Origin of the sequence: Amycolatopsis samaneae (genome assembly GCF_039541975.1) — a bacterium.
In the GTDB taxonomy this organism is placed as follows: Bacteria; Actinomycetota; Actinomycetes; order Mycobacteriales; family Pseudonocardiaceae; genus Amycolatopsis; species Amycolatopsis samaneae.
This window is the reverse complement of the sequence record NZ_BAABHG010000005.1, coordinates 96,559-115,072: the sequence shown is the minus strand read 5'-3', so window position 1 is coordinate 115,072 and position 18,514 is coordinate 96,559. Positions and strand designations below refer to the sequence as shown.

At 66.9% G+C, this 18,514-nt stretch carries 15 protein-coding genes and 1 tRNA gene; 8 read left to right on the top strand and 8 right to left on the bottom strand.

The features are described 5' to 3' along the window. Positions 1–7: 7 nt before the first annotated feature. Entirely contained in the window at positions 8–976 is a 969-nt protein-coding gene (locus ABD987_RS14115) for an oxygenase MpaB family protein (protein ID WP_345391959.1), read from the bottom strand. A gap of 11 nt (positions 977–987) precedes the next feature. After that, positions 988–1,611 (bottom strand): TetR/AcrR family transcriptional regulator, encoded by a 624-nt coding sequence (locus tag ABD987_RS14110; RefSeq protein WP_345391956.1) that lies wholly within the window; start codon positions 1,609–1,611, stop codon positions 988–990. Between the two features lie 166 nt (positions 1,612–1,777). On the opposite strand from ABD987_RS14110, the gene ABD987_RS14105 reads away from it, so the two are divergent. Beyond that, positions 1,778–4,033, top strand: coding sequence for a glycosyl hydrolase family 18 protein (locus tag ABD987_RS14105; protein ID WP_345391953.1), 2,256 nt, complete (start codon positions 1,778–1,780; stop codon positions 4,031–4,033). A gap of 100 nt (positions 4,034–4,133) precedes the next feature. Here the strand turns inward: ABD987_RS14105 and ABD987_RS14100 are convergent, their stop codons facing one another. Both ABD987_RS14100 and ABD987_RS14095 read right to left on the bottom strand, forming a co-directional pair. Beyond that, on the bottom strand, positions 4,134–4,901 hold the full coding sequence (locus ABD987_RS14100) for a hypothetical protein (RefSeq protein WP_345391950.1): 768 nt from the start codon (positions 4,899–4,901) through the stop codon (positions 4,134–4,136). A 455-nt stretch (positions 4,902–5,356) separates the two neighbouring features. Then, a complete protein-coding gene (locus ABD987_RS14095) occupies positions 5,357–6,208 on the bottom strand; it encodes an immunity 49 family protein (protein ID WP_345391947.1) in 852 nt (283 codons plus the stop codon). 469 nt (positions 6,209–6,677) lie between these two features. On the opposite strand from ABD987_RS14095, the gene ABD987_RS14090 reads away from it, so the two are divergent. From ABD987_RS14090 to ABD987_RS14080, 3 genes are all read left to right on the top strand, one after another. Continuing rightward, positions 6,678–7,193, top strand: a complete 516-nt coding sequence (locus tag ABD987_RS14090; protein ID WP_345391944.1) for a DUF4236 domain-containing protein — start codon at positions 6,678–6,680, stop codon at positions 7,191–7,193. 900 nt (positions 7,194–8,093) lie between these two features. Further along, complete coding sequence (locus tag ABD987_RS14085) at positions 8,094–11,252, top strand: type ISP restriction/modification enzyme (RefSeq protein WP_345391941.1); 3,159 nt, start codon at positions 8,094–8,096, stop codon at positions 11,250–11,252. Positions 11,253–11,727: 475 nt separating this feature from the next. After that, positions 11,728–11,919 (top strand): site-specific integrase, encoded by a 192-nt coding sequence (locus tag ABD987_RS14080; RefSeq protein ID WP_345391938.1) that lies wholly within the window; start codon positions 11,728–11,730, stop codon positions 11,917–11,919. A gap of 117 nt (positions 11,920–12,036) precedes the next feature. On the opposite strand, the gene ABD987_RS14075 is transcribed toward ABD987_RS14080, so the two are convergent. From ABD987_RS14075 to ABD987_RS14065, 3 genes are all read right to left on the bottom strand, one after another. Next, positions 12,037–12,110, bottom strand: a tRNA-Pro gene (locus ABD987_RS14075). Between the two features lie 152 nt (positions 12,111–12,262). Further along, positions 12,263–13,549: a hypothetical protein gene (locus ABD987_RS14070; protein ID WP_345391935.1), complete on the bottom strand. Its 1,287-nt coding sequence runs from the start codon at positions 13,547–13,549 to the stop codon at positions 12,263–12,265. Beyond that, positions 13,549–13,863 carry a hypothetical protein gene (locus tag ABD987_RS14065; protein WP_345391932.1) on the bottom strand — a complete coding sequence of 105 codons (315 nt, stop codon included), beginning with the start codon at positions 13,861–13,863 and terminating at the stop codon, positions 13,549–13,551. Before ABD987_RS14065 ends, ABD987_RS14070 begins: the two co-directional genes overlap by 1 nt. A gap of 116 nt (positions 13,864–13,979) precedes the next feature. On the opposite strand from ABD987_RS14065, the gene ABD987_RS14060 reads away from it, so the two are divergent. The 4 genes from ABD987_RS14060 (at position 13,980) to ABD987_RS14045 (ending at position 16,602) form a co-directional block, all read left to right on the top strand. Further along, positions 13,980–15,239: an amidase domain-containing protein gene (locus ABD987_RS14060; protein ID WP_345391929.1), complete on the top strand. Its 1,260-nt coding sequence runs from the start codon at positions 13,980–13,982 to the stop codon at positions 15,237–15,239. A gap of 14 nt (positions 15,240–15,253) precedes the next feature. Further along, positions 15,254–15,577: a type VII secretion target gene (locus tag ABD987_RS14055; RefSeq protein WP_345391926.1), complete on the top strand. Its 324-nt coding sequence runs from the start codon at positions 15,254–15,256 to the stop codon at positions 15,575–15,577. A 110-nt stretch (positions 15,578–15,687) separates the two neighbouring features. Continuing rightward, entirely contained in the window at positions 15,688–15,987 is a 300-nt protein-coding gene (locus ABD987_RS14050) for a ribosomal protein L7/L12 (protein ID WP_345391923.1), read from the top strand. A 21-nt stretch (positions 15,988–16,008) separates the two neighbouring features. Then, positions 16,009–16,602, top strand: coding sequence for an HD domain-containing protein (locus tag ABD987_RS14045; protein ID WP_345391920.1), 594 nt, complete (start codon positions 16,009–16,011; stop codon positions 16,600–16,602). A gap of 27 nt (positions 16,603–16,629) precedes the next feature. Here ABD987_RS14045 and murJ read toward each other — a convergent pair whose 3' ends face one another. Next, positions 16,630–18,444, bottom strand: a complete 1,815-nt coding sequence (murJ, locus tag ABD987_RS14040) for a murein biosynthesis integral membrane protein MurJ (RefSeq protein ID WP_345391916.1) — start codon at positions 18,442–18,444, stop codon at positions 16,630–16,632. Positions 18,445–18,514: the final 70 nt, after the last annotated feature.

The following is an 18,514-nucleotide window of genomic DNA, read 5'->3' as shown; positions in this document are numbered from 1 at the left end:
ATCTGGTTTATCCCGCGGCCTTCGCGGATCGGGTGCCCTGGTGCCCGTACAGTTCCCGTGCCCGCGCCGGGCTGAGGACCTCGTCCCGCACCGGTGGCGGGCCGGAAAGGGCCTGCTGCCATACCGGCCGGATCGAGGGCGCGATGCGATCGACCATCGCCAGCCGCCGGGGCAGCGGCGTCAGCGCCCGCACGACCGCGCGTCCGGCGGGCCGCGCGAGGGCGTCGAGCGCGGCGGGCTGGTCGAATCCGCCGAGCCGCCGCATCCAGCGTGGCACGGTGGCCACCGTCGCGACGCTCAACGCCCTGCTCGCGGGCCAGAACAACGGCTCGCCCTTTTGGCGCGGCGGGCGCAGAAAGTGCTTGATGAGCCCCACGGCGCGTTCGGACACGCAGAGCCGCTTGCGCGCGTCGGCGTAGTAGTCCCGGACGTCGGCCCGGCCGCGCGGCACCTTCGCCGGATCGCAGGTCTGCAGTTCCGCCGCGGTGACGCAGTCCGCCCAGTAGCGTTCTTCGTCCGATGTGGACAGTGGGCCCGGCCCGTACCGCTCGTAGCAGTAGAGGTTCGAGTGCCATCCGGTGACGTGGATCCACAGCTGGCTGTCGGGATTGTTGGCGCTGTAGCGCCGCCCGCTGATCGGTTCGACGCCGGTCGCGCGGGCGTGCACCTTCGTCAGCAGTTCCGCGGACTCGATCGCCGCGCGGCTGTCGCCGATCGCCACGATCGTGAAGTACGTCAGCGTGCTGTCGAGCCGCCCGCGCAGGTCGTGGCGGACACCGTCGGAGTCGTCGACCGCCGCGGTCAGGAACGGGTCGAAGCTCTCCACGACGATCGAGCGCAGGAAGGCGATCAACGCCGTCGGGCTGGTCCAGACCCGCCAGGTCGGCGAGTTCGGGCCGAAGAGCCCGTGATCCTCGTGCGGGCGGTCCGCGTCGAAGGGCCAGCCGTGTCCGGCCAGCATCCGGGATGGGGGCACGTTCGTTCTCCTCACGCGTCTCGGAAGGCGCGGTAGACGGCGGCGCCGACGAACGCGCCGAGTTCGGCCGGGGTCCAGGTGGCCCCCTCGCGCAGGAGCGAACGGACCGCTCCCTCGCTCGCGGACATGAAGTGTTCGACCAGTACCGGCAGCTTGCGTTCGGCGTCGCTGGTCCCCCAGCGCTCCAGTGTCGGGCGCAGCAGCAGGGTGAAGTGCTCGGCGACCACCCCGCGCCCGCGGCCGAACAGGTCGGCGACCGCCGGATCCGGATCGGCGTCGAACACGATCCGCCAGGAGTCCGGACGCTTGGCGACCGTTTCCAGCAGCGCCTGGAAACCGTGGGTGAACACGCTTTCGTCGGCGTCGGCCCGCCCGCGCGGCAGTGCGGCGAGGGCGTCGCCGAGCAGGTACTCCTCCTCGCGCCGCAGCAGCTCGCGCAGCAGCTCGACGCGGTCGGCGAAGCAGGCATAGACCACCGGGCGGGTCACCCCGACCCGGTCGGCCACCGCGCCGATCGTCACGGCCGCGACCCCCTTCTCCACCGCGATGACCAGCGCGGCGTCCAGGATCTGCGGACGCCGCCGCTCCGGCCCGAGATGCCTCGCCCTGGCCCGCGAGCCAGTTCCTTCACTCATGTCGGAAAATGCTACATCGACGAAGGAACAACCGCCAGTATGTCGGTTGGGCCAATTTGGTCTAGACCTTCCACAACGGCGGGGTTACATTGTTGTGTGGTCTAGACCACAGATCGGTACCGGACAACACAGGGTTACCGTCCCTCCGTCTCACTGGGAGAACCGCATGAGACGCACACCCCATCGGTTACGCTCCGCGTTCGCCGCGACACTGCTCGCACTGGGCGGCGTCGCGGCGGCCGCCGCCCCCGCCCAGGCCGCCGGCCGGCTGACCGCGCAATTCGCGCTCGACGGCACGAACGGCTCCTACACCGTCAAGAACACCAGCAGCTCGGCCGTCAGCAACTGGTCGATCACCTTCCAGGTGCCGTCCGGGGTCACCGCCAGCACCGGCGAGAACGGAACCGTGACGCAGGCGGGCAACCTCGTCACACTCACCCCCGCGTTCTACATCGCCACCCTGCAGCCGGGCGCCTCCACGTTCCCGTACAACCCGACCTTCCGGCTCAGCTCGGCGGCTCAACCCGCCCAGTGCCGGATCGACGACGCCAACTGCGACGGCTCGCCGGACACCCCGCCGACCGCGCCGTCGAAGCTGACTGTGGTCACGAAGACGACGAAAACGGTTTCGCTCAGCTGGAACGCCTCGGCGCCGGGCTCGCTGCCGGTCACCGGGTACGACGTCTACCAGGGCACGACACTGGCCACGTCGGTCACCGGCACCAGCGCGACCATCACCGGGCTGACCCCGAAGACGGACTACAGCTTCACCGTGGTCGCGAAGGACGGCAAGGGCACGAAGTCGCCGGCGAGCGCGCCGCTCTCGGTGACCACGAACGACCCGGCCGGCGACACCCAGCCGCCCTCCGTCCCGGGCAACGTCCACTCGACCGCCACCACGTCGAGCAGCGTTTCGCTGTCCTGGAGCGCTTCGACCGACAACACCGGTGTCGTCGGCTACGACGTCTACCAGGGTGACAAGCTGGCCACCACGGTGACCACGACGTCGGCCACCGTCTCCGGGCTCGCACCGTCCACTTCGTACTCCTTCACCGTGCGGGCGAAGGACGGCTACGACAACGTGTCCGCCGCGAGCGCGGCCGTCACCGCGAAGACCGGGGACATCGTCGACGCTTACGCTCGCGTCGGTTACTTCGTCCAGTGGGGCATCTACGGCCGCCAGTACTTCGTCAAGAACCTCCAGACGACCGGCGCCGCGAAGAAGCTGACCCACCTGCTGTACGCGTTCGAGAACATCGACCCGGTCAACCTCACCTGCATGTCCGGGGTCACCAAGGGCACCACCTCGAACCCGCAGGACCCGAACCAGGGCGACGGGGCGGGCGACGCCGAAGCCGACTACTCACGGCCCTTCTCCGCCGACCAGTCGATCGACGGAGTGGCCGACACCGGCTGGGAACCCCTGCGCGGCAACTTCAACCAGCTGAAGAAGCTCAAGAAGCTCAACCCCAACCTGAAGATCCTGGTCTCGCTAGGCGGTTGGACGTACTCGAAGTACTTCTCCGACGCCGCGGCCACCGACGCGTCCAGGAAGAAGTTCGTCAGCTCGTGCGTCGACACCTGGATCAAGGGCAACATCGCGTCCTACGGCGGTGCCGGCGGGCCGGGCACCGCGGCCGGGATCTTCGACGGCATCGACATCGACTGGGAGTGGCCGGGCAGTCCCGACGGGCACCCCGGCAACCACTGGAACGCGAACGACAAGCAGAACCTGACGGCACTGATGGCCGAGTTCCGCAGCCAGCTCGACGCCTACGGGGCGACCTCTGGAAAGCGCTACCAGCTGCACGCGTTCACCCCCGCCGACCCCGGCAAGGTGGCCGCGGGCTGGGAGCTGCCGAAGGTGTTCCAGTCGCTCGACGTGGCCAACGTGCAGGGCTACGACTTCCACGGGTCCGGCAGTGACAACTCGTGGGAACCGCTGCGCACCGGCCACCAGGGCAACCTGTACGCCGACGCCGACGACCCGTACAACTTCCACTTCAGCGTGGAGAACGCGGTCAAGGCCTATACCGACGCGGGCGTCGATCCACGCAGACTGACCCTCGGGCTAGCCTTCTACGGACGCGGCTGGCAGAGCGTGACCGACGGCGGCAAGCACGGCGCGTGGCAGGCGGCCAACGGCGCCGCACCGGGCCAGTTCGCCGAGGAGGCGGGCACCCGCGGGTACGCGAACCTCAAGGCGAGCGTGCCCAACTGCACCGTCTACCACGCCGAACCGTCCATCGCGACGTACTGCTTCACCGGTGACAAGGGTCAGTGGTGGACATTCGACGACGCGTGGTCGATCGGGAAGAAGATGGCCTGGCTGAAGTCGAAGGGGCTCCTCGGCGCCATGGCCTGGGAGATGTCCGGCGACACCGGCGAGCTGATGAACGCCGTCGACTCCGGGCTCCGGTAGCACCGAGGCCGGAGGCGCACCGCCCGCCGGTGCGCCTCCGGCCCGGTATCCGTCCGGCCCCCTCAGGTCTGGAACAACCCCGTGTGCGCGGGGATCGGGATCACCTGACAGGCAGATACGCCGCGATCTCCGCAGCGGCGTCGAGCGTGTCGGCGTCGATGTGCCCGGTTGCGGTTTCGGTCTCCGCGACGACCCTGGCGGTCTTGTCCGGCCGCGAGTGGTAGTGGTGCCCGGTGAACTTCACGTTGGCGAGCCCCAGCAGTGAGCTGGCCAACGGCTTGATGTCGCCGCTGCCCTGCACGGATTCAACCCGCTCGAATGCTTTGGCCTGCGTCGTGGTGCGGAACTCGACCCGGACCACCGACACCACGGCCGCGTTTCCGTGCCCGTCGCCGACGGCGAGCAGAACACGATCCAGCGACGTGCACGGCGTGCGGAGCAGGAAGTCCCGCACCCGGTCGGTCGCCGCGGCCAGGCACTCGAGCTCACGTTTCGGGATCCTCTTGAGCTCCTTGAGTTTCATCCGGCTCCATGCCTCGTCGGACTTCCCACGCTGCGCTGATTTGCGGCCTTCGGCACGGCGCGTGCCGACATTGCGGCCGGGCAGGGAATCGGCGACGTCGCCCACCATGTTGCCCGCCAGACTCTCGGCCGTGGTCCCGGCTCCGCCTACGGCGCCGCCGCCGAGGCCGATCGCGCCGCCGCCTCCGGCGATCGCCAGCGCGGCCACGCCCGCCACGGCGATGCCGCCTCCGCCCTTCTTCGGGGTGATCGGGTATTTCGTGCCATCGGGCCGTGTGCGGATCTCAACCATCGAGCGGAACCCTCCCAAGTCGCGCGAACGTTGGCCATCGAGTAGAGCACCCACGTCCGACACTTCCGAGTAAGCGCGCACCACACGGCGTTAACTCCATCGAGTGAATCGTCGCGGCATGAGCTCCTGCGCTACCTCCTGCGCGCCGTCGCGCGGTTCCCACCCAGACCCGACAACGATCTCCGCCCCCGCGCGCCCATGTCCACCGGCCGCACCGCCGGCTATCTCGCCGTGGTCCTCGGCGAAGCCGTCGCCGCCACGCCTGACCAGCATGCCTCCGCTGGAACCGAGGATGCTCCGGAACACGTCCGAGCAGGAGCAACCCGCACGTGTTCCAATGGCAAATTGGCCCGGTAGGACCGGGTCTCCTACCGCCGTTTCGTAACGCCCGCTGGCGGGCGACGCTGGCCGAGACGCAGTGGCAAACCGGAAATCGCCCGACGGGCGCCGCTGCGCCAGCACGGGGTCGCGAACGAGTTGACCGTGCTTCGCGAAACACCCCGCCGCGATCAGTCGTTCCGTGTGGGAACGACGCCCGAAAGCAGGTTGGCCGGCGCGTAGTCGGACCGCACGTCGAAGGTCATGCCCACGGTGCGGGCCAGCACCGCCACCGCGAGCGGAGCCAGCGCGAGGAAACCACTGGGGTCGTCCTCGCGGCCCTCGGCGGTCCAGAACGCGCGGTGCCGTTCCAGCGCGGCGACGTACGCCTCGGTGAACTTCTCCGTGTCACGGCGCAGCAGGTAGTAGAACATCCGGATCGGCGGATACACGAGTTGCAGCATCGCCTCGGGCGGGGTGAACCGCGCGGCGTCCGGGTCGGTGCCGCCCATCACGGGCATGAACATCTCCGGGGTGACCTCGCGGTGTGCGAGGAACGTCCGCAGCGTCTCGACCCACGGCATCAGGTACGCGTCGTGCTCGACGCCCGAGGCGCGCAGCACGTCGAGCGGGACCGCGGCCAGTTGCTGGATCACCGCGTCGTCCCGCTGCAGCACGGCGAGCCAGGCGGCGGTGACCCACGCGCCGGGGTGCGCGTCGTCGCTGGGACCCGTGGCGGTGAACGTCAGGGGACGGCCGACCACGGCGGTGACCTCGTCGCCGGCGGGTGCGGTGGCCGCGGCGAAGACGGCGGCCGCGGCCCGCGCGGCGAGGCCCAGGTCCTCCCAGGTCTCCGGGGACTCCGCACCCGGGTCGACGACCGTGCGGTACTGCCCGAGCATCAGCGCTCGGCGCCACACCGTGGACAGGGCACCGGTGTTCTCCGCGACGATGTCGAGGTAGAAGCCCGTTTTCGGCGCCAGCGCCGTGATCTGCTTCCGCGCCTGGTCGGTGTCGACGGAATGCCTCGCCACGATGGTCATCGATCTCATTCCTCGCCGGATCGCCAGCGTCGGCCACGTGCTGGGGGATGGACTCCGGGGGACTATATCGGCGAGTGCCGCTCTCCGTCCTACGGCCCATGAAGGACGACCCGATGCCTACAGCAGCCCCCACCTGCCGTCGCGAAAGTGCGTGCAGCGCCACGCCGGGCACACCCAGGAACTCGCCGAATCACACCGTCGTGCGCAGCAGCTCACGCAGCACAGTCACCTCCCCTCGCGTCGCCGAACGTGGCGTTGGCGAACCGTGAGATGGCAACCGCTGGGAAATCCCGGGCGGCTACCTCGACCGCGGCGAGCCGCCGGCGAACGCGTGCCGCACAGCAAAGCGAGCCTGTGATCAGCTATATGCTGATCACAGGCCCGCTTTCGCGTCTGGTCGGGCTGACAAGATTCGGCCGACGGTGACCGTGCCTGGATCGTGATGTTGCCCGCGTAACGACGGGATGGCATGCCAACGACGGATATTGCGATATCTCGGGAGGCTGGCATGGGATTCAGGTACCGCAAGTCGTTCAGGGTGGCGCCGGGTGTGCGCATGACCGTGTCCAAGAGCGAAGTAGGCTACTCCGTCGGCGGCAAGGGGATACGGGTGACTAAACGTGCCCGCGGCGGCATGCAAACAACGATCAGCGCGCCAGGGACCGGGCTGAGCTACACCACCAGCACACGTCGCCGCACCCGCAGAGCAAACGCCGCTTACCCCGCGCCGACGTCACACTCCGCCTCCCCGACCCGGCGAACTCCAGTCCTGATTCCGATGACGCGTCGCATCAAGACCGAACGACTACTCTGCCTAGTCGGTTTACTGACTACCGTCATCGGATTCGTCGTTCTGCCGCTCCTCCTCTTGGCACTGCCGTGCCTGCTCGCCGGGTTGATCATGATGCTGCTCAACCTCAAGGACGAGATGCGCTGGTATCGGGAGAACCAGGCCGCCAAAGTACAGCAGCAGCCACCGACATAACCATCTTTTACCATCGCCTGTCACGCACGAGTCGGCAGGCGGCGGCCTGCTGAACGACGTGGTCTCGAACCACGCACCCTCACTTCCGGCAGGCCGACTTAACCCTCGTGTGGTCGGGCTACCCTCCAGCAGTTCGACCTCGGCGGTCCGCACGAACCCGAGCTTCGCTCACCAGCCCGAGCATCGCACAGCCAGTTCCGCGACCGCCGCATCGGTACACCAGACGCCACGCAGCGGTGAGTGACATACCGTGCTCACCTGCGGTTACGTTTCGCCGCGACACGCACCTTGCGACGATGCCACAGCATTTTAACGCTGCCGTTGACGAATCCTCGCTAAGCCAACGAAGTGACTCAAGCTTTATCCTACACCACGTAGCGTTTTCCAGTTGGATGCCGAAAATAGATACACCAAACGAGGAGGTAGTGCATGGGTTTTAAACTTATATTCAAAAGAATTGTGCATGTTCCCTCCGAACTCCAACTACCACCGACTTGCTTCTACATACGATGCGAGCAACGCCTGCAGGATGCCCGCGCCGCACGTCCGCCACGCGGACCCATGCTTCCCGCTCACTCGAACGGCGGCATGGTTACGCACCTCGACTTGCAGATGATGCGGATGTGAGGGAAGTGAAACACACACTTACGCTCCGCGTCTTCAAAGAGATCTTCTAACACCCATTGAGCCGCTGACACGCCGTCCACGACAAGGTTTGTTAAAGAAAGAGGGCGTGACGGGAGCGGGGAGACGGACATGCGTCGAGATCGCCGAGTTCCAGCAACGAACGGCACACCGGGCCTTGAGTTGGTAATCTCTGACTTCGGTCGCGCCGTAACACAAAAGCTCCATACCGGCCACGGCTCTCAGGAAGATCATCTACGCGGACCATTCGAAAAGATGCTCACCGCGATCGCAGAAAGCGTCGGCCTTCCAGTTACAACCATCGGCGAGACTCGCCTGCCAGACCTGTCTCTTCGCCCCGACTATGCTATCGACGTGGCAGGGGCCCGCGTCGGTTACGTCGAACTGAAGAAGCCAGGACACGGGATACCTGGAACCTGGTCGAAACCTTCCGCGCATGACAAGGAGCAGTGGGAGAAGTTCCAACTGCTGCCGAATGTACTCTACAGCGACGGCGAGCAGTTCGCGCGCTACAAGTTCGGAAAACTGCAGGGCGAGGTCGCCCGCTTGACGCCAGGACTCAGTAGTGCCGGCGAGAAGCTACGTGCGCAGAGCAGCGCGTTCGCCCGGGTCATGACCGACTTCCTGCTCTGGGAACCAGAGCGACCACGTTCACTGAATGATCTTGTACGCTTAACGTCGAATCTCTGTCGTCTCCTCCGTGACGACGTCGCCACCGAGTTAGACCGAGAACGCACCGGCCGTGCTCGCCAGCAGACATTCAGCATGTTGGCGACGGACTGGCGCCAGGTTCTCTTCCCGAACCTGACCGACGCGCAGTTCGCCGACCAGTACGCGCAGACGATCACGTTCGCTCTGCTGCTGGCCAGGGTTGAGGGCGTGAGTTTCCAAGGGCGCTCGATCGATGAGATCGCGCGGTTGCTCGGCAAGAAGCACTCACTGATGGGACGAGCGCTTACCGTACTGACCGACCAGCCAGAGGACGAGTTGAGCATCGCGCTCACAACGATGCTCAGAGTGCTGAGCGTGGTCGACTGGGGAGCTTTCCCCGACGAATCCTATGCGATGCTCTACGAGAACTTTCTCGACAACTACGACCCGGCACTGCGCCGCAAGAGCGGCGTCTACTACACGCCGACGGCGCTAGTTTCTTTCATCACTCGTTTCGTCGACGAGGTACTCCGGAAGAGACTAGGCCGTCGGCTCGGCTTCGCCGAACGGGATGTGATCGTGGTCGACCCGGCGATGGGGACCGGAAGTTTCCTCGCCGAGGTCGTCAACACGGTCGCTTCGACCATTGCCCTAGAGGAGGGACCAGGCGCTGTCGCCCCCCACCTACGAGAGTTGGCAGGCCGGTTGATCGGCTTCGAAAACCAGGCCGCCCCGTACGCGGTCGCCGAGCTACGAGTGCACAGCCTGTTAAAGAAGCGGCACCGATCCGAGGTGCCTCACAGCGAGCGTCGTTTCCTCGCGGACACCTTGGACGACCCCGATGCACAGACATTGCCGCTGGGAAAGATGTATGAGGCGATAGATCGTTCCCGCCGCGGCGCCAACCAGGTCAAGCGCGAAGAACCTGTCATGGTGGTGATCGGCAACCCGCCATACGCCGACAAAGCAGGCGGTACAGCGCCATGGGTGGAGAAATCAGGTGCAGGCAGGGATGCCCCGGGACTGAAGGCGTTTCGGAGGGCGGAAAACGGACGCCGTGAGCACGTGCTGTCGAACAAGTACGTATACTTTTGGCGTTGGGCGACCTGGAAGGCGTTCGACGCGCATCCCGGACACCCATCGGGAGTCGTTGCCTTCGTCTGCTCCGCGGGTTTTCTGGCGGGGCCAGGTTTCGCGGGCATGCGTGAGTACCTCCGTCGTACAGCCGATGAGGGATGGATCATCGACCTCACTCCCGAAGGGCATCAGCCTCCGGTCAACACCCGGTTCTTCCGCGAAAACCAGCAGCCGCTCTGCGTCGCGGTGTTCATCCGACGAGGCGGACCCGATCCTGAAGTCCCCGCGCAAGTACACCGCACATACGTCGAGGGGACAGTGAACGACAAGGGCTCTTCGTTGGTGGGGTTGACGGTCGAAGATGCCCGGTGGCAACTATGCTCGAACAGTTGGGATGCGCCGTTCGACGTCGACGAGTCCGAGACATGGGCTTCGATGCCATCAGTCACCGATCTAATGCCCTGGGCCGCACCAGGCGTGAAACCGAACCGGACCTGGGTCTACGCCCCGGAGCCTGGAACATTGCGTGAGCGCTGGGCAACGTTGATCCAAGCACCGCAATCCGAGAAACCATTGTTGCTGAAGGAAACGAGCGCCACCCAAGTGAACTCGGAGAAGGCTCAGACGCCGGGAATGGCCGCGCATGCCGGCACCATCGGAACCGAGGTCGGTCCGTGTCCACCGTTGCGCCGCGTAGCACACAGGTCTTTCGATCGCAAATGGATTATCCCGGACGGCAGGCTTCAACACCGACCAAGCCCATCACTGTGGTACACGAATTCGGACGCGCAGATCTTCGTCATCGAGCAGCACACGCAGCCGCTCATGGGTGGGCCAGGTTTAGTCTTCTCCTCACTGATTCCTGATATGGACTGCTTCATGGGGCATCACGGCGGTCGTGTTCTTCCGTTGTACCGAGATTCTCGGGCTACCTCGAACAACGTCAGCCCTGGACTACTTCACCATCTGTCCCAACAGTTTAAATGCACGGTCACCTCCGAGGAACTGGTTTTCTATCTGGCCGCCGTCACCGCACACCAGGGTTTCACCCGTCGGTTCGCCGAGGAATTAAAACGCCCCGGGGTGCGGATTCCGCTGACAGGAAGCCGAACCTTGTGGCATGCCGCAGTGAACCTGGGGCAGGAGGTTCTATGGCTTCACACATATGGCGAACGCTGTATAGATCCGAGTGCAGATCGTCCGGCAGCAGCGCCACGGATGAAATCTGCTAGGCCGACCGTACAGGTCGGCATTCCTGACACACCAGATGGCATGCCCGAGAGGATGCGGTACGACGAGCCGAACCGCGCACTCCACATCGGCGACGGCGTCATCGCGCCGGTTTCGCCCGAGGTGATGGCATTCGAAGTTTCCGGAATGCGAGTGGTGAAACACTGGTTCGGATACCGGAAGAAGAACCCGGACGGCACCCGAGCATCACCGCTCAACGACATCGTCGCCACCACGTGGACCCCTGCTATGACCACCGAGCTACTCGATCTACTCAATGTGCTGGGACGCTGCGTGGCCCTAGCACCCGCGCAGGACAAACTACTAGCGAAAATCGTCGCAGGCCCTCTGATCAAGATCGAAGATCTCGTGTCATCTGGAGTTCTACCCATACCCGATTCAGCGACGAAGATGCCCAAGCCTGAACAGCAACGTGACCTCTTCGATGACAGCTGACTAGCCCCATCTCGGAATCGCATCGAATAGACCCACGCGCACAGACCGCAGTGCGCAGAGCACGCTCAAATCGCGTACCAGCCGCACTCGCTGAGGCAAGACAGGTACGGGGGTTGAGTGCTCGATCCGAGCAGCTCACCCTCGGGCGGCTCCGGTCTGCGCTCACCGTGGCGGTGCGACGGAAGCGCGTAGTGCGCAACGTCGCCCATACCGCGGGAGGCGCGTAGGCAGGCACGTGCGGCCAAGACTCAGCGCAGGCCGTGGGACGCGGACGAAGTCAGGAAGTTTCTCGCGCGCCTGGCCGGGCACCGGTTGGAAGCAGACATGTTGCTGACGTTGATCGGGCTGGATCTGCGGAGGTCCGCGAGCTGAGGTGGGATGAGCACGTCGACCTGGACGCAAAGTCTCCGACCATCAAGGCCGGTGAGAACATCCGGACGCTCGTCTGGGGCGAGAGAGCTGATGGAGGGCGCTTGTGAGACGTGCGAGGTGGTACGACGCCCGGCACGCCTGTCGGACCTACCTGCGGATGGCCGGGGTTCCGGGCCCCATCGTGTCCGCCCGGGCGGGCCACGGCGACCTGACGATCGCCGATCGGGTCTACGTCGACCCGGATGTCGCCCATCTCGAAACCGCGGCCGGGCACCTCGACGCGCTGCTTGGCTGACAAGCAGTACAAGCGTTCGTGAGAAAATGTGAGACCACAGGCCCCAAACGCAACTCAGGGCCTTGTCTCACCGAAGTGATCCAAGGCCCTGACCTGCGCTTCCTACTACCTGTCCGGTCGGGCTGACAGGATTTGAACCTGCGACCCCTTGACCCCCAGTCAAGTGCGCTACCAAACTGCGCCACAGCCCGGACCCGCGCTCCGTGGAGTGCGATGTAAGTACTCTAGCGTGCCCCGGAAACGGGCGTGCAGGCAGGTCACCTTCCGTGGCTGACCCGCGCGAACGCGCTGGTCAGGACACGAAGCCACCAGGGCGGAGCGACGCCGCCGCGGGTGATCGACCTCAGCGGGGTGCTCCCGGGCGGGGGTAGTTCTTCCTGCCGTCGGCGGTGGTGTCGGAGCCGTAGACGGGGTGCAGGTCGACCTTCTCCCCCACATGCGTCTGATCGGCGGCACCGGACAGGGCCCGCTGGCGCTCCGCCGAGGAGAGCGAAGCCCAGTCCGCGGCGTCGGCCAGCCGGGGCTGGAGCCGGTCCCAGTTCCGCGCCCGGGGAAGGATGTCGTTCTGCCGGGGCTCGGTGGCATCACCGTACCGGTGGTTGTTGGCTCGCGTGGCCGGATCATCCCCGGTGGAATACAGAATGAACAGCTGCTTGTCGGTTTCCGCCCCATAGGGGTTCTTCCTCAGCTCGGCGAGATAGTATCCCGAGAGCTTCACATCCAGGTTGCGGTCCTTTTCAATCCTTTGCATCAAATCCAGATCGGCCAGGTCGCCCAGATATTTCCCGTTCTCGGTGAATGCCGCGGGGTTCTTACTGATCACTTCCCGGGCGGCGTCGAGCTTCATATGGGTGATGCCCAGCGACTTGTCGGGTTTGAGGCCCTGCGCTTCCTCGTTCAGGATGTGCCCGAACTCCGTCACCAGGCCGCCATCCTTTTCCCAGTTCTGGTACCACTGCTCCTCCTGCCACAGGATCGCCGTCAGCAGCCCCTCGCTGATCCCGGTTTCCTTCGCGATCCTGCGGACCTCGTCCAGCAGTTCCGGGGGAATGTCCAGCTCGTGCACGTCGTCGGGCCGGTTCTTCAGCCGGTTCGCGATATCGCTCGCGCTGTCACCACCGTGCTCCAGCCGCAGGTTCACCACCTCCGGATCGGTCTCGGCGGTGAGACTGCCGATCGTCCGCAGCCAGTTGGCCGTCGTCTGGTCCCAGGTGGTCGCGTAGTTGAGGGCCCCGGCCACCAGTTGCCCCGCCGTGCGGATCTCCGGCCCCTTCTCGGCCTTACCGGTCACCTTGCCGTCGTCGCCGACCGTCAGCTCGTTCTGGCGGGCGTAGTCGAGCGCGCTGTTCAGCATCTGCTGCGCGTCGTCGATGTGGCCCGCGAACGCGTCGTACACGGTCACCAGCTTCGCCAGCACCGTGCCCGCGATCTCGTAGTCCGCGGCGTGCTGCACGAACCGTTGCCGCGCTTGCTTTCCGGCGTCGTCCGGCCAGGCCTGCGTCAGGGTGTACGCGACGTACCGCGCGCCCGAGGCCACGTCCCGGCAGTGCTGCGCGGTTTGGGTGGCGTCGTCGGCCGCGTCCCGCCACGCTTGCGGCTTCGCGTTCCGCACCACGGACACGGAAAGCATCAGGCCCCCTCCAGCCACTGGGCGTTCCGGCGCAGCTCGCCCGCGGCCGTCGTGTCCGCGGTCAGGTAGATGTCCATCGACTTCGTCACGCCGTCGGCCGCCTCTTCCGCAGCCCTGCCCAGTTGCCGTAGCCGCACTTCCCAGTTGTAGACGCAGGTTGCGTTCATCGACGACGCCGCCCAGCCGGGATGGGCCGCCCCGGCGCCCAATGCGTCTTCCAGCTTGGCCTTCTTGCCCCCGGCCGGGTGATCCCGTTGGAAGCGGATCGCCGCCGCCGCTGCCGGATCGAGGTCCGCGTTGATCTCGTCGCCCACCGCTGCTCCCTTCCCCTCGGGCTCCCACTGTGCCGACCCGCCGGCCGCGGCACGGTGCGCTGGCCGCAAACTGCCATCGCGGCACTCGCGGACGACCACCGTGATTGGCTGGTGGCATGGTTACCTACCAGGCGCTTCGCGACGCCGATCCCACGCGGTGGACAGCCGCCGCGAACGACTGGGTGACCCTGTCCCAGCAGTGCGAGCAGTCCGCGACGGACATCTACCACCAGGGTGCGGGCAAGGTCACCGACCACTGGAAGGACGAGGTCGGCGATCTGGCCGTCAACGAGCTCGGCGACCTGGCGAACTCCTATCGGGTCGCCGGGGTCACCATCCGCGCCGTAGCACTCGTCCTCGAGGGTCTCGGCGAATCCGCGCAGCTCGCCCAGCGGGCACTCCAGTCCGCGGTGGACTACGCGCGCCAGTGCGGTCTGGTCATCGACGAAGCTACCGGCAAGGCGTCCTTTCCGGACACTCGCCGACGTACCCCCGACGAGCAGCGGGAGCTCGCGCAGGCCAATCACCTGATCTCCCAGGCGACCGCGGCCGCCACCCAGATCGACGAGACGGCGGGCGCCGAGCTGAACAAGCTCGGTGCCAAGGTGGACCGCACCAGTCTGGACGACGCCTTCGCCGATCAGGAAACGGCCTCGCAGGATCAGCTGGCCATGTTCAAGGAGACGCTCCCGACGGGCCAGAGCCCGGAGCTCGTACGGAAATGGTGGGACTCGCTCACCGACCGGCAGCGCGAGGAGTACGAGCGCGCGGTCCCCGTGGAACTGTACGACCTCAACGGCATTCCCGAGGACGTGAAGGCCGAACTGCGCGGCACCGACGGCTACAACGCGATCGACGCGATCCGCTGGGCCCAGCAGAACGCGCACAACAAGGACATCGACAACTTCTCCGAGAACTGCACGAACTTCATCTCCCACGCGATGCGGGAGGGCGGACTCCCCGAGAAGGGGGGCGGCTTCGACGACCACGACCCCGACGAGTGGTACAGCGGCACCAGCATCGGCTCGGATCTCCCCGACCCGTTCAAGATCGACGAGAAGACCAGCTCGCCGAGCTGGCGGTTGGCGGACGCGCAGAAGCAGTTCCTGCTCGGCAACGGCGGCCGGCAGATCCCGCCGGACCAGGCGCGGCCGGGCGACCTCGTCTACTTCACCCAGAAAGGCAGCGGGGACACGCCGATCGGGGGCACCCACCACGTCGGCCTGGTCACCGGGGTCACCCCGGACGGCGACATCCACTACACCCAGCACAACGCGGACCGGAAGGACGCCAGCCTGAACGGGCGTATGCCCGACTACCAGATCACCACCGGACAGCAGGAAATCACGGTGGTCCGGCCGAAGCGGACCTGGTAACCGGAGGGACATCGATGACGCCGCCGAAGATCCACATGGAACCGCCCCAGATCGACCAGGCCGGGGCCGATCTCGCCGCCGTGGCCGAGGAGGCGGGGCGGATCACCGCCGCGCTGTTCACCAGCGGCGACAACGCGGTGCGGGGCAACAACGGCTGGCAGTCCTCCCCCGCGCTGGCCACGTGCGGCGGCAACTGGCGGGAGCACGTCAAAGCCCTGGAGACCACCACGTCGGCGCTGGCCTGGAAGGTGCGGACCTCCGCCCGGCTCTACCACGCGACCGACCAGGAGGCGGAGAAGCGGCTCGTCGAAGTCCTCCAGAACATGGGTCGCCGCTGACCCCTTCCCGGTGGTCTCGGCCATTGCGGGCAGGCGACTTCGGGCCACTCGCCCAGCACGCTCTGGCCCCCTTTCGCCCACCGGCACGGTGCTCCCCGTACGCTGCGCGAGTGGACAACGCACTGCTGTGGCTGGTCATCGCGCTGTTGTTCCTGGGAGTGCTCGCGTACGCGAGCCAGGGCACCAAATCGCTGGAGCACCGGCTGGCCCGGGTGGAGCGCAAGCTCGATCTCGTGCTCGGCCACCTCGGTGTCGACGAACCGGGCACCGAACTCGCCGGCGAAGTGGAAGCGTTGCTGCGCCAAGACAAGAAGATCGTGGCGATCAAGCGCTACCGGGAGGTCACCGGCGCCGGCCTGAAGGAGGCCAAGGACGCGGTGGAGCGGATCAGTCGCGGCGAGACCCGGTGAAAGCCCGGTAGCGTGGTCGCGGTGTCCGCCACCTCGCTGCACCGCGCCCTGACCGACCCCGGTAGCCCGGCGCTGCGTCCGCTACCGGCTCGTGCCGCACGACTGCTCGAACAGCTCCAGGCCCCGCCCCGGCTGGCCGCTCATCTGCGTGCGGTGCACGAGGTGGCCTGTCAGCTCACGGAGTGGTTCCAGCGGCACTATCCGGACCTGGAGCTGGACCGTGCGGCGGTGGCGTTCGGCGCGGCGATTCACGACATCGGCAAGGTGGCGCATCCCGGCGAGCTGTCCGGGCCCGGTTCTGCGCATGAGGAAGCCGGCTACGAGCTGTTGCTGGCCCAAGGGGTCGAGGAGGACCTCGCGCGTTTCGCGAGGACACACGCCACGTGGGCGGCGCCCGGCGTGCGCATGGCGGACCTGGTGGTCAGCCTCGCGGACAAGGTGTGGAAGGCTAAACGTGTCGTGGAACTGGAACAGCTGGTGACCGACCGGCTGGCCGCCGCGTCCGGCCGCCCGCCGTGGGAGGTCTACCTGGCGCTCGACGACGAACTGGACCGCGTCGCGGCGGGCGCCGACGCCCGGCTCGCCTTTCAGTCCGCCTATCCGATCTCGGGGTGACGGGACGGCGCGCGGCCATCGACGAAGCTAGGCGCGGGCGCGCAGGACCGGGAGGAAGCGGGCGGCCCGGCGGGTGATCGGGCTCATTTCCGGGATCTTCAGCGCGGCGAGCACGCCGAAGGAGACGACGAGTCCCACCAGGGCTTCCAGCGGAAGTTTGATCCACGCCTGAAGCACCGGGCCGAGCACCGCGGGGACCGCGAAACCCGCCAGCATGGCGGTCCCGGCGCCGAGCGCGCTGGCGACGCAGGAGTACAGGACCACGCGGAGCGCGCGTTTGCTGCGCAGGTGCCCCAGCCGTACCCAGAGCCAGACCTGGCCGAGAATGGCGCCGACGAAATAGGTCGCGACGTTGACCAGCATGGCACCGAGCGCGATGTGCTCGCCGTCGAGCAGCAGCGGGCACAGGAACAACAGCGGGATCTTCACCGCCGTCATGACGATCATGATCAACGTCGGCGTGCGCGCGTCCTTCATCGCGTAGAAGACCCGCAGCTGCAACATCACCAGCGCGAAGGGCAACAGCCCGAAGACCGCGATGGCCAGCGTCTGGCCGAGCCGGTCGGCGTCGGCCAGCGTGCTGGTGCCCCAGGTGACGAAGACGACGATCCCGATCGGCGCCCCGACGACGGCGAGGACACCGGACACCGGCACGAACACCACGGTGGACAGCCGGGCGGCGAAGGACAGGTCGCCCACGAGCCGCCGGGTGTCACCGTCGGCGGCGGACCGGCTCATCCGGGGCATGATCGCGGTGAGCAGGGAAACGCCGAGCACGCCGTAGGGAAGCTGGAAAAGCAGCCACGCGTAGGTGTAGGCGGTCACCCCGCCCGTCGTGCCGTGCGTCAGCACCCGGGTGGTGACCACGAAACCGGCCTGGCTGACCGCGACGTAGCCGACGATCCACGCGGCGAGCCCGCCGAACTCCTTCATCCGGGGATCCAGGCCCCATCGCCACCGGAACCGGAACCCGCCGCGGAACAGGGCGGGCAGCAGCGTCAGCGCCTGCACGACGATGCCCAGTGTCACCCCGATCCCGAGGACGAGGAGCTTGGGATCGCCCATCCGGACCGGGTCCAGGGAGATCTCGCCGGACATCAGGGCGTAGCCGGTCAGGGTGGCGATCATCACCAGGTTGTTCAGCACCGGCGCCCACGCCGGCGGGCCGAAGACGTTCTTCGCGTTCAAGATCGCCGAGATCAGCGCGAACAACCCGTAGAAGAGGATCTGCGGCAGCAGCAGGTAGGCCAGCGCGGTGACCAGCGCGGGGTTCGCCTCCGGCGAGGACCGGTCGACGTACATCGCGGTGAACACCGGCGCGGCCGCGACGGCCACCACCGTGCCGAGCGCGAGCACCACCAGCGCCATCGTGACCAACCGCTGCGCGTAGGCCTGCCCACCGTCCGGATCGTCGTGCGAACGCACCAGCAGCGGGACGATGACGCTCGCCAGCACGCCGCCGAGCAGCAGTTCCACCACGATGTTGGGCAGGGTGTTCGCGATGTTGAACGAGTCGTTCACCGCCCCGGTGCCCGCCACGGCGGCCAGCAGCACCTTGCCGAGGAACCCGGTGACGCGGCTCGCCATCGAGGCCACCGCGATCCGGCCGCTGGAACGGGCCAGGGAACGACCGGAGCCCACAACGGCGGGTTCGAGGTCGCGTTCGCCAGGGATCCGGGGCACCGCCTGCATGGCGAGTTCGTCGTAGGGCCGCCAGGCGTCGAGGTCACGCGTGGGCCACACGATCGCCCCGTTCCCCGGAAAGCGCGGAAGCAGGACCGTGTCCGCTTCGGCGGGGCCCAAGCCGGACACCAGTCGGCCCGTGCGGTGATCGTCAGCCATGCCCTTAGCCTGCCAGGTGCGCGAGCGTGGCGCGGAACGCCGCCGGGCCCGCTCGGCACCCGGCGCACCC